The sequence below is a fragment of the Thermostichus sp. MS-CIW-38 genome (assembly GCF_054058415.1).
In genome coordinates this window covers 23,520-36,157 of record NZ_JBSSAH010000010.1, presented here as the reverse complement: position 1 = coordinate 36,157, position 12,638 = coordinate 23,520, and the positions used below count along the sequence as shown (strand labels likewise).

Genomic DNA, 12,638 nt, shown 5'->3' with positions numbered 1-12,638 from the left:
GCTATAGTTCTGTATCTAATCGACTCATGCGCAGGCCTATGAATACGGAAAACGCGACCGCAACACAAAACTTATCCCGAGATGGATCCGGGCCTCTCCTGGAGGTCTCCAACTTGAGGGTTTACTATGGTCAGAGTTTAATTGTGAAGGATCTCTCTTTTAAGATCTTTCCCGGCCAAGCGGTTTGCCTTCTGGGCCGCAATGGTATGGGCAAAACCACCACACTTAAAGCCCTGATGGGACTTCTGAAAGACTGCACAGGCAAAATTGCTTTTGAGGGCCGTCCTATCAACCATTACCCTCCCAATTGGCGAGCCCGCGCCGGTATTGGCTATGTACCCCAAGGTCGAGAGATATTTCCCCGCCTAACGGTTGAGGAAAACCTGCTGGTGGGGCTAGAAGCGGCACCGGACAGAGAACGGATCATACCTGAGTTTGTCTATGACCTATTCCCAATTCTGCGTTCTTTTCTTAAACGGCTGGGTGGGGATTTGAGCGGTGGGCAGCAGCAGCAACTGGCCATCGCCAGGGCTTTGGTGGCAGAGCCCAAACTTTTGCTCCTGGATGAGCCTACAGAAGGGATCCAACCCTCCATCATCATCGAGATTGAAGAAGCCATCACCCGTATTCAAAAGGAGCGGGGCGTTTCGGTGTTGCTGGTGGAGCAGTATTTTGAGTTTGCCCAAAGTCTGGCCGATTACTTTTATCTTATGGAAAATGGATCCCTTATCATGGAGGGGCCGACTGACCAAATGGACGAAGAAAAAGTCCGAGCTCACCTTTCTATCTGAGGTGGCACCTGGAGAGCCTGAAAACCTCTATAACTTTTTTGAGAGCGGCAAATGGCATCCTGCATGTTCCAGAGACCTTGCCTAAACTTTTGGAAAAGCGAGAAGTCCACCTGCGAGGGGATAGGCTAGGGTTAGCCCTGGGCTTCCTTGAGCAGCAGCGTTGGCTAAGCTAGAAACTGTTCAAGATTGCGCTAGCTTGCCATTTCCATCCACAGGTTTGTGTCTCCTCCGATTCACTTCACTGCAGAGCCCTGGCTGCACACCTACAGCGAAATTATCGATGTGCGCTCTCCGGCAGAGTTCGCAGAGGATCATTGGCCGGGAGCCATCAACTTGCCTGTACTCTACGATACAGAACGGGCGGAGGTGGGCACGCTCTACAAGCAGGTGGATCCCTTTACAGCCCGCAAACGAGGGGCAAGCTTGGTGGCCCAGAACATCAGTCGCCACTTGCAAACCCATTTTGCCGATAAAGATCGCGATTACCGGCCCCTAATCTACTGCTGGCGGGGAGGGCAGCGCTCTGCCAGCTTGGCATTGGTGTTGTCCCAGGTGGGCTGGCAGGTTACGGTTTTGCAAGGCGGCTACAAAACCTACCGGGCCTGGGTGCGCCGACAGCTGCAGATCTTGCCCCAGGAATTTACCTACCGAGTGCTCTGCGGACCAACAGGGAGCGGCAAAACCCAGTTGCTTCACCATCTGCGCCAACAGGGATCCCAAGTTCTCGATCTGGAAAAGCTGGCCTGTCACCGGGGATCCCTCCTGGGGGCCGAGTGGGGGGTGCCACAGCCCAGTCAGAAGAGCTTTGAAAGTCAACTGGTGCAGGTTTTTCTCCGGTGGGATCCCGCCAAGCCAGTCTGGGTGGAGGCTGAGAGTGCCAAAGTGGGCCAGCTCCATCTGCCGCCTGCCCTTTGGCAAGCCCTTACCCAAGCCGACTGTGTCGAAGTGCAGTTGCCTCTAGAGGAGCGGGTGAAGGGGTTAATCGCCCACTATCCCCACTGGATTGCTCACCCCCAAGCGCTAAAGGGGAAATTGCTGCCTCTGAAGTCCCGTCTTGGCCAGGCCCGCCTGCAGCGTTGGTTTGAGCTGATCGACGCCCAAGACTGGCCGCAGTTTGTGCAGGAGTTGCTGGAGCAGCACTACGACCCCACCTATCGACACGGGCTGCAGCAAAACTTCAATCGCCTTCGGGCCCGGATTGAGCTGTCTGACCTTTCCGAGACCAGCCTCAGGGAAGCTGCTGCTCGCCTCATCCAGATGCCGCTTGGATCCCTGGCTAGGTGAGCACGATAAACTCCAAAGCCCGCAACACCTCAAACCACTCGGAAACTTCCAGCCGAACCGTGGAATCGGCAATCCACCGGCAGCCGGGATAAAAAGACTTGCGGTAGGCCCGAGCGGGATCCTTGTAGTCCACTTCCAATTGAAAGTGATCCGGCAGTGGGCGAGGACGGTAGGCCGACAGCCGCCTCAGGGATCCCTCTACACCTTGGCGGATGGCCTGTAGAACCTGCTGCGGATGTGGCGTAATGACCGACTGGCCTATCCCTTTGTGGGTGACCACCGTCTCGATTTGGGCGTCATAAGCTTTTGCTTCAGCACACACCTCCGCATCTCCGGCTACAAACACAACTGGGACTCCCTCATAGGCAGCCGTGAGGCTGACCAGGTGAAACTCGGCGATGGCCTGGCCGTTCAGCCGGATTTGGCTAACTTCGGTGGTGTAGGTGTGGGCGAGGGGGTTGGCAGCAGATCCGGCGCGGGCATGATAGCCGATTAGGAGCAGGGCATCGTAACTGCGATCCAACTCTTGCACCATACAGTAGGGGTGGCCGCTCCAGCCGCGGATGAGTTGCACCGGCTCCGGCAACCGTTCGGGGATGAGGTTCCGCCCGGAGTCATGGGCATCTTTGACTGTGATCTGCGTGGCTCCGGCAGCCAGGGATCCCTCACAAGCCGCGATCACTGCTCGGGTCATCTGCTCTCGGAATGCCTCGTAACCCGGCTGGCCGATGGTGGCCTCATCCCAATGGCTGATGCCGGCGATCCCTTCAATATCGGCGCTGATATAAACCTTCATGTTTGGCTCAGTAGACTCAGCATTGGATTCTGTCGGGCTCTATCCACCCTCAGATGCCGCTCAACATCGCTCTGCACAAGGGATCCAAGCGGTCATTTCCCTTGCGAAAGCTGCCCCTGTCTCTGTTACGGATCCCTTCCCTGTTTTCGAGAAGTCGGGATGAAAAACAAGGACTCCATCCCGCTGAGGCGGTCAGAGAGCCACCAAAGAAGCAGATACCCCCTGCTGCAACTCCGACAACAATGAGGCCGGACGCCCCTTATAGGGCCAGGCAAAAGCGTGACGAAAAGCTGCTTCCTGGCAGTGTTTGAGCTGCTCGAAATCGATGATGTCGTGGGTCAGCAGGTTCTCGTACTCAAACGGCAGGCGTACATTGTGCAAGCCGGCGTTGTCGGTGCAGATGGCAATATCCACCCCCGCGTCAAAGCAGCGGTCAAAGACAATCTTGAGGGGCTCCAAACTGGGCAGAGTTCCCGTTTTTAGATAGGTGGTGGGACAAACTTCTAGGCATTGTCCTCGCCGCGCCAGCTCCGGCAGCAATTCTGGATAGTGGAGGGGGATCTGAATGCCGTGGCCGATCCGCGAGACATAGGGCAGCAACTGTGGGTAGCAGCCATCCAAAGTTTCGTACAGGTGGGCAGTGGTTTTCAGGCCGCGGGCCAGCGCATACTTGAACAGCTCAATCCACTCGTCCATCCGTTCGCCGTAGGGCTTGTCTCCCCCGGCCAGGTCGATGGCACACACATACTCCGACTCAGCGGCAGCTTCCACCATGGCCCGGTTGATGTGGCTGGGCAGGCGTGAATGCAAACAGACGATCTGGGTGGTGACGATGGGATACTCCCGCTGCTGGCTGGCCTGCCCCACCGTCTCGATTACCTGGCGCATCTGCTTGAGGCGCTCCGCCTCATCCAGGCTGGGATCCGTGCGCAGGTAGGGGGTGTAGCGAATCTCTAGGTAGGCCAGATCCTCAAAGATGTAGGCTCCCCGCAGCAGGCGGTAGATAAAATAGGGCAGGGTTTCCAGGGTCTGCACCTGTTCCACCAGCGTGTGCAGCTCCAGGTAATCCTCGAGGGTGTTGCGCGGGCGGGTGTAGAACTCCTCAAACTCGGCATAGGTGGGAAAGCGCTCCGCCACAGGGGATCCCTGGCGGTGAAAATAGCGCCACAGAATTCGGGGGACAACCGAACCGCCCAAATGACGGTGCAACTCCGCGTGAAGTGCCATAAACGCTCTACAGTGGCCCGCCAGGGGGCAGACTTGGTTTGTTTAAGTACTATTTCTACTCTTATCCTACTCTTATCCAACCGCCTCAGGCTTGTCCAGGTCTAATCCCGCAAGCCCGGCTAGAAGTTTAGATCGTCAAGCCGATCCCCTGCCCATCGTGATAGGCGGCCAGCAGTAGGTCGGTGGTGGTATCCCAAGCAATCTCGCCCGAGCGCGATAGAGCAATGGCCCCAAAGGAGCGGCGACGTTGGCGGGCCTCTTGAAAAGACTTGGCCATGGCAGCCTTCAGGCTGAGGCCATCTTCCACTCGAATCACAATCCGCACCGCCAAGCTCTCATCCAAAATATCTTCCCCGACACCAGTACAACTGACCCCCGCCGCCGCACTGGCATAGGTTCCCGCTGGAGTGGCCGAATCGCTTACTCGCCCCACCCGTTCAAACCCCCGCCCGCCGGTGGAGGTGCCGGCACAGATTTGCCCCTGTTGATCCAGGGCCACCGCCCCCACCGTGCCCATGGCCAGAGCAGTGAGAACCCTAGTTGGGGGATGGGTTTGGCGCAACTGCACCCACTCTTGAACCCGCTTGAGAGTGGCCGGGTCATAGACCGGCAACTGCAGCTCCCGCGCCAGCTCTGCTGCCCCTTGTTCGGCCACCACGCGATCCGGGCTTGATTGCAGAGCCTGGGCCATGAGGATGGGATGCTGAACTCGGCTGACGTTGATCACCCCGCTAAAAGACTGGGTGGCCCCGTTCATGAGAGCGGCGCTCATGCGGATTTGCCCATCCGATTGCAAGACCGACCCCGTCCCGGCATTGTAGAGCGGATCATCCTCCAGCAACTGGCAGGCATGCATCACCGCCGCCTCGGCACTCTGCCCAGCCAACAGCAGCTCGTAGGTGCTCTCCACCACCTGCTGCAGGGATCCCCTCACTTTTTCCAGGCTGCTTTCCCCTTCCAGGGCGCTGCCGGCTCCGCCGTGGATGATCAGTTTGGGCTGAGGCATGATGAGATCGGTTACCTTGTGAGAACAGTGGAAGACTATATTTTGATTTTCGGGTACAACATCCACCCATGCATCTGCTCCATCCCAGGGATCCCAACGCAAAGGGAGAGGGAGCCTTAAGATAATCCTGTAGATTTGCTAAGCATAGATACTCAAGGGCGATTCTGGTAAAGGGCTGTCGGATTGCAGCCGGCAGGGATCCCCCTGATGGTATGGCACAAGCGAGGTTACATCCATGGCGCTGCCCAGCTTGCACGAGTTTCCTTGGCTGACCACGGTCATCGCTTACCCTGTGTTGGCCGCCCTATTTATTCCCCTGATCCCAGCACCGGCTGGGGATCCCAGTACCCGCGCCTACGCACAAAAGTTGGCCGAGCGAATCCGCTGGTTTGCTTTGTTCATTGCGGTCACGGATCTGCTGATTCTGCTGGCCGGCTTCTATGTCGGCTACGATCCCGGCCAGACAGGTTTGCAACTGCTGGAGCGCTACACCTGGGTACCCCAAGTGGGCTTGAGTTGGTCGGTGGGGGCTGATGGCCTCTCCATGCCCCTGATCCTGCTCACGGCGTTTATCACTACCCTAGCCATCTTGGCCGCTTGGCCGGTCACCCTCAAACCTCGCCTCTTCTACTTTTTGATGCTGGCCATGTATGGCGGGCAGATCGGGGTGTTTGCCGTGCAGGACATGTTGCTGTTTTTCCTGATGTGGGAATTGGAGCTGATCCCGGTGTACTTGCTCCTCTCCATTTGGGGGGGATACAACCGCCTGTATGCGGCCACCAAGTTCATCCTCTACACGGCTCTCAGCTCCCTGTTTATCCTGGTGGCAGGTCTGGCTATGGCCTTCTACGGGGATCCCATCAGCTTTGACATGACGGATCTGGCCCACAAGACCTATCCGCTCACCTTCCAACTGCTGATGTACGGGGCCTTCCTCATTGCCTATGGGGTGAAGCTGCCCATTTTCCCCTTGCACACTTGGCTGCCCGATGCCCACGGCGAGGCCACTGCGCCGGTTCACATGTTGCTGGCCGGGATCCTGCTCAAGATGGGGGGCTATGCCCTGATGCGCATGAATGCGGGCATGCTGCCGGATGCTCATCTTTACTTTGCGCCGGTGCTGATCGTGTTGGGGGTGGTGAACATCATCTTTGCCGCCCTCACCTCTTTCGCGCAGCGCAACCTGAAACGGAAGATCGCCTACTCTTCCATCAGCCACATGGGCTTCGTGCTCATCGGTATCGGATCCCTGACGGAGATCGGCATGAGCGGCGCCATGCTGCAGATGATCTCCCACGGGCTGATCGGGGCCAGCCTGTTCTTTTTGGTGGGGGCCACCTACGACCGCACCCATACGCTGGAGCTGGAGGAAATGGGCGGCGTTGGCCTGAAGATGCCCAAGATCTTCTCCATGTTCACCGCCTGCTCCCTGGCTTCGCTAGCCCTACCCGGCATGAGCGGCTTTGTGGCCGAGATCATGGTGTTTATCGGCATGGCCACCACCGATGCCTACTCTCTCCCCTTCCGGTTGGTGGTGGTTTTCCTGGCAGCAGTTGGGGTGATCCTGACCCCCATCTACCTGCTGTCGATGTTGCGGCAGATTTTCTTTGGCCCGGAGAACAAAGAGCTCACCGAACACGAAGAATTGGTAGATGCTGAGCCACGCGAGGTGTTCATCATCGCCTGCCTGTTGATCCCCATCATTGGCATTGGGCTCTACCCCAAGCTGGTGACCAGCCTCTACGACCAATCCACTAACGCTTTGGTGGCGCTGCTGCGGCAGGAGCTGCCTCAAACTGGTGAGACGGTTGCCCAAGCTCCTGCCCTCTACAACAACTGAATGTTGAATTTGAATTGAGAATTGAGGGATGGAAGGAGATCCACTCTTTTTCTATCCCGCATTGGACTTGTGGCTCTCGCCAGCTTGAACTTGCATCCAGCCGAACAAAGTTGCGATTGTCAGTTGGATCCCTTGGGCAAACGCAGGAGTGGGGATCACCTCTTGGGGATCCTCATGTACTGTCGGCTGCTGCCCGGCAGGGTAGGCGAAAACAACCCTTTCTTCGGGAGCCACGATCCACCCCATTTGGCAGCCGTGATCCAGGCCGATCAAGATTTTTTTGACCAGCTTCATTGGATTTTGATCGGGAGAGAGAATCTCGATCATCCAATCAGGGCAAAAGGGGATGAGATTTTGAATGGTGCCATCTTCATCTACAGGGATCCGATCCCAGGCGATTACAGAAATATCCGGTACAATCGCATATCCGGCGAAGGTGCAGCGCAGCTCTGGAAATGCCATTCCCAGTTGAGAAGGCTCCAACATCTCGTTAATGAAGCTACCCAGTTTTAGTTGGAGACGGCTATGTTTTCCCTGTGGCATGGGCTTCTGGATAATTTCTCCTTTGATGAACTCGCTGGCGGGCTGAGTTTCCGGCTGTTGTAGAAAGTCTTCCAGAGTTAGAGGCTTGGCAGATAGACTGACCATGGCTTTCTCCCATCACGCTGCTATCCGATTAACAATAGACTGAGAAAGTATCAAAGCTGATCAAATCAAAACAGATCCCTGTCGCGTTGTTGCCATGTCATTTGGCGGTCATAAGGGCTTTTGCCGGAAAACAAACCCATTAGCGGCCCCAAAATGGCCCCAAACACAAAACCGCCTGCATGGGCCCAATAGGCAATCCCCCCACCCTGCATACCGATGTTGGTAGGCGTCTGTAGGCTGGCAATGCCGTAGAAGGCTTGCTGGATGAACCAAAAGCCTAGGAACACCCAAGCCGGAACGTAGAGGGTTGTGATGAAAATACCCAAGGGCACCAGGGTCAGAATCTCGGCCCGTGGAAAACGCAAAATATAGGCTCCCAATACGCCAGCAATAGCGCCGCTTGCCCCCAGTGAAGGAATGGGGGATCCCATATCGAAAAACCACTGCGTTAGCGCAGCCAAAGCTCCGCAAGCCAGGTAAAAGATGAGGTAGCGCACATGGCCCAAGCGATCCTCAACGTTGTTGCCGAAAACCCACAAAAAAAGCATGTTCCCGCCAATGTGGAGAAAGCCCCCATGCAGAAATTGTGAGGTGAATAGGGTTACCCATTCTGGACGCGACGAAGAGGTGATCTCCCCTCGAAAACTGGCCGTCAACTCTATCGGTACCACTGCCCACTCCCGGAAAAAAGCTGCCAGCTCTTGTGGCGACAGGGTTAGCTGGTACAGAAAAATTAAGATGTTAACGATCACCAGGGCATAAGTGACATAGGCTGTGCGGGTGGTTGGGTTGCGATCTTGCAGGGGTACCACAGTTCAGATCCGGTTGACGTCACCCTCTAGCCTAACCTGTCCTTTCCCACCCCCCCAGGCTCACCTCTAAGCCCCTACCTGAGGCTACACTAGGGTAACCTGCTGGGAGCTTTGCTGGTGAACCTATTTCAGTTTTCAGTCAAGCCCGCCCGGCAGAGGATAAACTGCAAGGCTGGACTAGAGGAGTGGATTGATGTCCGAGGTTGAAAGCCCCACTGCCCCGCTCAAGTTTTTGATCGTCGAAGATCATCCAGAGGTGGCTCAAAACAACTGTGAGTGGCTGCAACGCATTGCAGCAGATGCTCAATGTATTACGGTCACCAATCCCATGGACGCCATCCTGCGCCTGCAGCGGGAACAACCAGACTTGGTTGTAGCCGATCTGCTCTATGGTCAAACCAGCGGGGAGCAGTCTGCCGAGCCTGGCCTAGAGTTCCTGCGTCATATCTTTGAGAACTACCCCACCCTAAATGTGATGGCCTATTCCAGCGAGCCGCTGCTGCTAACTCCATTGGTGGGCCTGATCAGCAAACACCAGGGTGGGTTTGCCGCGGTCAACAAAATGGAACGGCGCACCGTGTTTCTGGAGGGGGCCAAAAGCGCCCTGAATGGAGAATTGCGCATGCCGCGGGAGTTGCGCGGTCTTACGAAGCTGACAGAACGAGAAATTGAGGTCTTGAACTTGCTCTGCAAAGAAGCCCTCACCGATCAGGCCATCGCAGATCGCATTCACACCAGCAAGAAGACCGTACAAAACTGTATCCAGAGGCTCAAAGAAAAGTTGGATATTTTCGGCTCTGAGGATGAGATCAATGCTCGCGTTGCCATGTGTATGACAGCCGTTCAGAAAAAGATTATCCAGTGGTGAAACAGAATAGATTATGAGTTTGTCTCTAAACACTACTTTGGCATAGATTGCCAATGGAGCTTATCCAAGAAGTGAGGGGGGATAAGTGATGTTATTAGAGGCCGAGACAAAGCTGGTACGGGATAAGTCACTGGGATACCTCGTAACAACAGAAGAAACGCCAATCGAGAAATGGAGCCCTTTTACTTTGCTGATGCGTGTTGTGTCGGTATCTTTATCTACATTGCTACTTATTGGACTTCCTATCTTCGCAGTTCTATCGGCAATACTTTCTGCCTTAGGGACATGGATCCCTAGCACTTTGGCCAGTGGCATACCTCCTATTGCTATGGCTTTTTCTGGATTGTTGGGTGGTTTATCGATGCTTCTTTGGTACTATTGGTACTCGAATCAACCCTATAAATCTAGGGTTGTTATTTTGAGCAATGGCTTCATTTATCATGACATCTATCGTGACATCCTAGGAAAGCAGAACAGACTTGCCTATAGGTATAACGAAATTGTCTCAGTGAACGTGGACTTCAGTAAGAAGAGTGTCGGTTTTGTCAAATCAGAATGCTACCCATACTACAGCTACTACATCAATTGCCAAGGAAATCCTGTCGTATCTATATCTTCCCCGTCTTTGCCTTTGATGAGGTATGTAGCCAGCTACATTTGCTCCACGCGCTGGAAAGGCATGAGAGAAGCAATTGAGCGTGGACAAGAGGTTTCATTTGGATGCGTTGCCATAAGTAGGGAGTACGTTAGAGTCGAGGATTTCGGTTCTTCAGAGCGATTGTTATTTAGGATCCAGGCTATCAAAGAGATTAAGCTGTGCATTGATAGTGAGGATGGTTACGTATTCCGCCTGGAGTTTATCTCAGGGTCTAGGTCAACAAAGAGCTCTGATTGTTACTTCCGCTGTGACAAGGTAGATAACTTCCATCTATTTTTCAAGACACTCAAGCTTGTGGGTATCCCTATGAACCTTTCTGAGCTTCCAGCACGTCTCACCTTTGAGAATCATATTAGACAGGCAACAGATGGCTAGACACCAACCGAATGGAGGAGGCACCGATCTTTGGGTACAGCCTTTCCAGGAGATAAGCGAGGTAGTACTGCACGGCAAAGACAAAGAGCACGCATGAGGAAAAAGCAGGCTTCCATAGCTTCCGCCTTTATTTCCTCGAGACGACTGGGCGCCGGACAGCTTTCAACTTGGATCAGTGGATCCCCAGTGCAGAGGCAAACACGCTGTGGCCCACTATGGCCTCTACCACAACACTGATGGCAAACCCCAACATGGCCAGCCGTCCGTTCCATCGCTCGGCCTTCTCCGTCCAGCCAATCTCCCACTCCGGCGGGGTATCGCCGTCTTGACCGTACTGCGGCACGTACCGCGGGCGACCGGCGCCTTCCCAGCCAGCAGGGCGCTTGGAGTTGAAGAAAGCCATCGAGCCAATCACAACAGCGGCCACCAGCCCGGCCACCATGACGGCAATGTAGGGGAGGAAGGGATTGTCAAGCATCATCGGACTGTCGAGATAGGGATTGAAGGGTGAAAAAGCTCCCAAAAAGGGTAGAGCTGTAACATCTCAAAGCCGAAGAGAAAGTCTGTGAGATGTCCAATGTGGCTCTACCGAAAAGTTCTTCGACAAATTATTGCAGGTTATTGCAGACCTAGCCACTGGGCGAGAGTGCTGGCAAAAACACTGTGGCCCAGCACCGCTTCTGTAGCAATGCTGATCACTAAGCCCAACATGGCCAAGCGTCCATTCCAACGCTCCGCTTGCTCTGTCCAGCCTGGGATCCAGTCGTTGGTGGTGTCGTAGTACTGGGCAACAGAAGCGGAGTCCAGACGAGAAGGGATCCTGGGAGAAGATTGCATTGTCAATACCTCATATCGATTGCTGTAACTAATCTTAACATCAGGTTACATTTTGTGACAAGTTTCGCTTTCAGGTCAGGGCAGAAGGGATCCCTGGATGCTGGAAGGGATTGGGCGGATGGGTTTGCCGAAGGCTGGCCGGAAGCGATGTCATACTGAGGGAAGCAGGCTTTTTGCGCAGACCATGGCGGTATCCCCCCTTTCTTCTCTCAAGCTTGACCATTCTTTCGATCTGGCTGCCCAGGTGCGGTCAGATTTTCCGATTTTGCAGCGCCAGGTCAACGGCCACCCGCTAATCTACTTTGACAATGCCGCCACTTCTCAAAAGCCACTGGCGGTTATGCAGGCGATGGATCATTACTATCGACACTGCAACGCCAACGTGCATCGTGGGGTCCATACGCTGAGCAACGAAGCCACAGATGCCTATGAGGGGGCGCGGGAAAAGATCGCTCGGTTTGTGAATGCGCCTTCTCCTCAGGAGATCATCTACACCCGCAATGCCAGCGAAGCCATCAATCTGGTGGCCTACAGTTGGGGCTTGAGCCATCTGGAGCGGGGGGATGAGATCGTCCTCTCGGTGATGGAGCACCACAGCAACCTAATCCCGTGGCAATGGGTGGCCCAGAAGACGGGAGCCCACCTCAAGTTCATCCAGATCACGCCAGAGGGAGAGTTGGATCTGGAGCACTACCAATCTTTGCTCAGCGACCGCACCCGCTTGGTGGCGGTAACCCAGGTCTCCAACATGCTGGGATCCATCAACCCCGTTCAGGAGATTACTGAACTGGCCCATCGTTACGGAGCCAAGGTTCTGCTGGATGCCTGCCAGAGCGTGCCCCACATGCCTGTGGATGTCCAGGCGCTGGATTGCGATTGGTTGGCCTTTTCGGGGCACAAGATGTGTGGCCCAACGGGGATTGGCGTCCTCTACGGCAGGCGGGAGCTGCTGCGAGCGATGCCCCCTTTTTTGGGTGGGGGAGAGATGATCGCCGATGTGTACTGGGATCACGCCACCTATGCGGATATCCCCCACAAATTTGAGGCTGGTACGCCGGCGATTGCCCAGGCGGTGGGGTTAGGGGCAGCCGTAGATTACTTGAGCCAGATCGGTCTGGAGCGGGTTCATGCCCACGAACAAAGGTTGATTGCCCACCTGTTGGACGGGATCCAGCACATAGCGGGTATTACGGTTTATGGCCCCAAGGATCCGGCGCGACGGGCAGGGCTGGTTAGCTTTTCGGTGGAGGCTGTCCATCCCCATGACCTGTCTACTTTGCTGGATGAGCAAGGCATTGCCGTTCGAGCGGGGCACCACTGCACTCAACCCCTCCATCGCTATTTGGGAGTACAATCCACTGCCCGAGCCAGTGTTTACCTGTACAACACGTTGGCGGAGGTGGATCGCTTTTTAGACGTGTTGGCAGAAGCGGTGGAGTTCTTCGGCGCTGCCCTAAGCTAGGGATCCGGGATAGACCTCTGAAGAGATGAGGTAG

At 55.2% G+C, this 12,638-nt stretch carries 13 protein-coding genes; 6 read left to right on the top strand and 7 right to left on the bottom strand.

The window, feature by feature from the left end; translation table 11 throughout:
• Positions 1-26 precede the first annotated feature (26 nt).
• Positions 27-791, top strand: coding sequence for an urea ABC transporter ATP-binding subunit UrtE (gene urtE / locus ACVWXZ_RS05580; RefSeq protein WP_011433598.1), 765 nt, complete (start codon positions 27-29; stop codon positions 789-791).
• Between the two features lie 219 nt (positions 792-1,010).
• A complete protein-coding gene (gene mnmH, locus ACVWXZ_RS05575; protein ID WP_099887403.1) occupies positions 1,011-2,075 on the top strand; it encodes a tRNA 2-selenouridine(34) synthase MnmH in 1,065 nt (354 codons plus the stop codon).
• On the opposite strand, the gene ACVWXZ_RS05570 is transcribed toward mnmH, so the two are convergent.
• The 3 genes from ACVWXZ_RS05570 to ACVWXZ_RS05560 form a co-directional block, all read right to left on the bottom strand.
• Complete coding sequence (locus ACVWXZ_RS05570; RefSeq protein ID WP_457482265.1) at positions 2,068-2,871, bottom strand: M55 family metallopeptidase; 804 nt, start codon at positions 2,869-2,871, stop codon at positions 2,068-2,070. The genes mnmH and ACVWXZ_RS05570 overlap by 8 nt on opposite strands.
• Positions 2,872-3,063: 192 nt before the next feature.
• Positions 3,064-4,098, bottom strand: coding sequence for an adenosine deaminase (locus tag ACVWXZ_RS05565; RefSeq protein ID WP_457482264.1), 1,035 nt, complete (start codon positions 4,096-4,098; stop codon positions 3,064-3,066).
• A gap of 127 nt (positions 4,099-4,225) precedes the next feature.
• The gene (locus ACVWXZ_RS05560) at positions 4,226-5,104 is read right to left on the bottom strand and encodes an isoaspartyl peptidase/L-asparaginase (protein ID WP_414406558.1); all 879 of its coding nucleotides are present in this window, start codon (positions 5,102-5,104) and stop codon (positions 4,226-4,228) included.
• Between the two features lie 235 nt (positions 5,105-5,339).
• Between ACVWXZ_RS05560 and ACVWXZ_RS05555 the strand changes: the two genes are divergently transcribed.
• Positions 5,340-6,944 carry an NAD(P)H-quinone oxidoreductase subunit 4 gene (locus ACVWXZ_RS05555; protein WP_414357523.1) on the top strand — a complete coding sequence of 535 codons (1,605 nt, stop codon included), beginning with the start codon at positions 5,340-5,342 and terminating at the stop codon, positions 6,942-6,944.
• 51 nt (positions 6,945-6,995) lie between these two features.
• On the opposite strand, the gene ACVWXZ_RS05550 is transcribed toward ACVWXZ_RS05555, so the two are convergent.
• Positions 6,996-7,592, bottom strand: coding sequence for a Uma2 family endonuclease (locus ACVWXZ_RS05550; protein ID WP_457482263.1), 597 nt, complete (start codon positions 7,590-7,592; stop codon positions 6,996-6,998).
• A gap of 65 nt (positions 7,593-7,657) precedes the next feature.
• Positions 7,658-8,404, bottom strand: coding sequence for a rhomboid family intramembrane serine protease (locus ACVWXZ_RS05545; protein WP_414331644.1), 747 nt, complete (start codon positions 8,402-8,404; stop codon positions 7,658-7,660).
• Between the two features lie 193 nt (positions 8,405-8,597).
• Between ACVWXZ_RS05545 and ACVWXZ_RS05540 the strand changes: the two genes are divergently transcribed.
• Together ACVWXZ_RS05540 and ACVWXZ_RS05535 are read left to right on the top strand one after the other, a co-directional pair.
• On the top strand, positions 8,598-9,272 hold the full coding sequence (locus ACVWXZ_RS05540) for a response regulator transcription factor (protein ID WP_011433588.1): 675 nt from the start codon (positions 8,598-8,600) through the stop codon (positions 9,270-9,272).
• An 88-nt stretch (positions 9,273-9,360) separates the two neighbouring features.
• Positions 9,361-10,305, top strand: a complete 945-nt coding sequence (locus ACVWXZ_RS05535) for a hypothetical protein (RefSeq protein WP_457482262.1) — start codon at positions 9,361-9,363, stop codon at positions 10,303-10,305.
• Positions 10,306-10,477: 172 nt separating this feature from the next.
• Here the strand turns inward: ACVWXZ_RS05535 and psb35 are convergent, their stop codons facing one another.
• Entirely contained in the window at positions 10,478-10,786 is a 309-nt protein-coding gene (psb35, locus tag ACVWXZ_RS05530; protein ID WP_414331646.1) for a photosystem II assembly protein Psb35, read from the bottom strand.
• A 137-nt stretch (positions 10,787-10,923) separates the two neighbouring features.
• Complete coding sequence (locus ACVWXZ_RS05525) at positions 10,924-11,142, bottom strand: hypothetical protein (protein WP_011433585.1); 219 nt, start codon at positions 11,140-11,142, stop codon at positions 10,924-10,926.
• A 184-nt stretch (positions 11,143-11,326) separates the two neighbouring features.
• Here ACVWXZ_RS05525 and ACVWXZ_RS05520 point away from each other — a divergent pair, with 184 nt between their 5' ends.
• Positions 11,327-12,604 carry a cysteine desulfurase gene (locus ACVWXZ_RS05520; RefSeq protein ID WP_457482261.1) on the top strand — a complete coding sequence of 426 codons (1,278 nt, stop codon included), beginning with the start codon at positions 11,327-11,329 and terminating at the stop codon, positions 12,602-12,604.
• Positions 12,605-12,638: the final 34 nt, after the last annotated feature.

Coding starts and splice junctions, on each gene's coding strand:
- urtE (WP_011433598.1), top strand. CDS start 27: ATGCGCAGGCCTATGAATACGGAAAACGCGACCGCAACACAAAACTTA.
- ACVWXZ_RS05570 (WP_457482265.1), bottom strand. CDS start 2,871: ATGAAGGTTTATATCAGCGCCGATATTGAAGGGATCGCCGGCATCAGC.
- ACVWXZ_RS05565 (WP_457482264.1), bottom strand. CDS start 4,098: ATGGCACTTCACGCGGAGTTGCACCGTCATTTGGGCGGTTCGGTTGTC.
- ACVWXZ_RS05560 (WP_414406558.1), bottom strand. CDS start 5,104: ATGCCTCAGCCCAAACTGATCATCCACGGCGGAGCCGGCAGCGCCCTG.
- ACVWXZ_RS05555 (WP_414357523.1), top strand. CDS start 5,340: ATGGCGCTGCCCAGCTTGCACGAGTTTCCTTGGCTGACCACGGTCATC.
- ACVWXZ_RS05550 (WP_457482263.1), bottom strand. CDS start 7,592: ATGGTCAGTCTATCTGCCAAGCCTCTAACTCTGGAAGACTTTCTACAA.
- ACVWXZ_RS05540 (WP_011433588.1), top strand. CDS start 8,598: ATGTCCGAGGTTGAAAGCCCCACTGCCCCGCTCAAGTTTTTGATCGTC.
- ACVWXZ_RS05535 (WP_457482262.1), top strand. CDS start 9,361: ATGTTATTAGAGGCCGAGACAAAGCTGGTACGGGATAAGTCACTGGGA.
- psb35 (WP_414331646.1), bottom strand. CDS start 10,786: ATGATGCTTGACAATCCCTTCCTCCCCTACATTGCCGTCATGGTGGCC.
- ACVWXZ_RS05525 (WP_011433585.1), bottom strand. CDS start 11,142: ATGCAATCTTCTCCCAGGATCCCTTCTCGTCTGGACTCCGCTTCTGTT.
- ACVWXZ_RS05520 (WP_457482261.1), top strand. CDS start 11,327: ATGGCGGTATCCCCCCTTTCTTCTCTCAAGCTTGACCATTCTTTCGAT.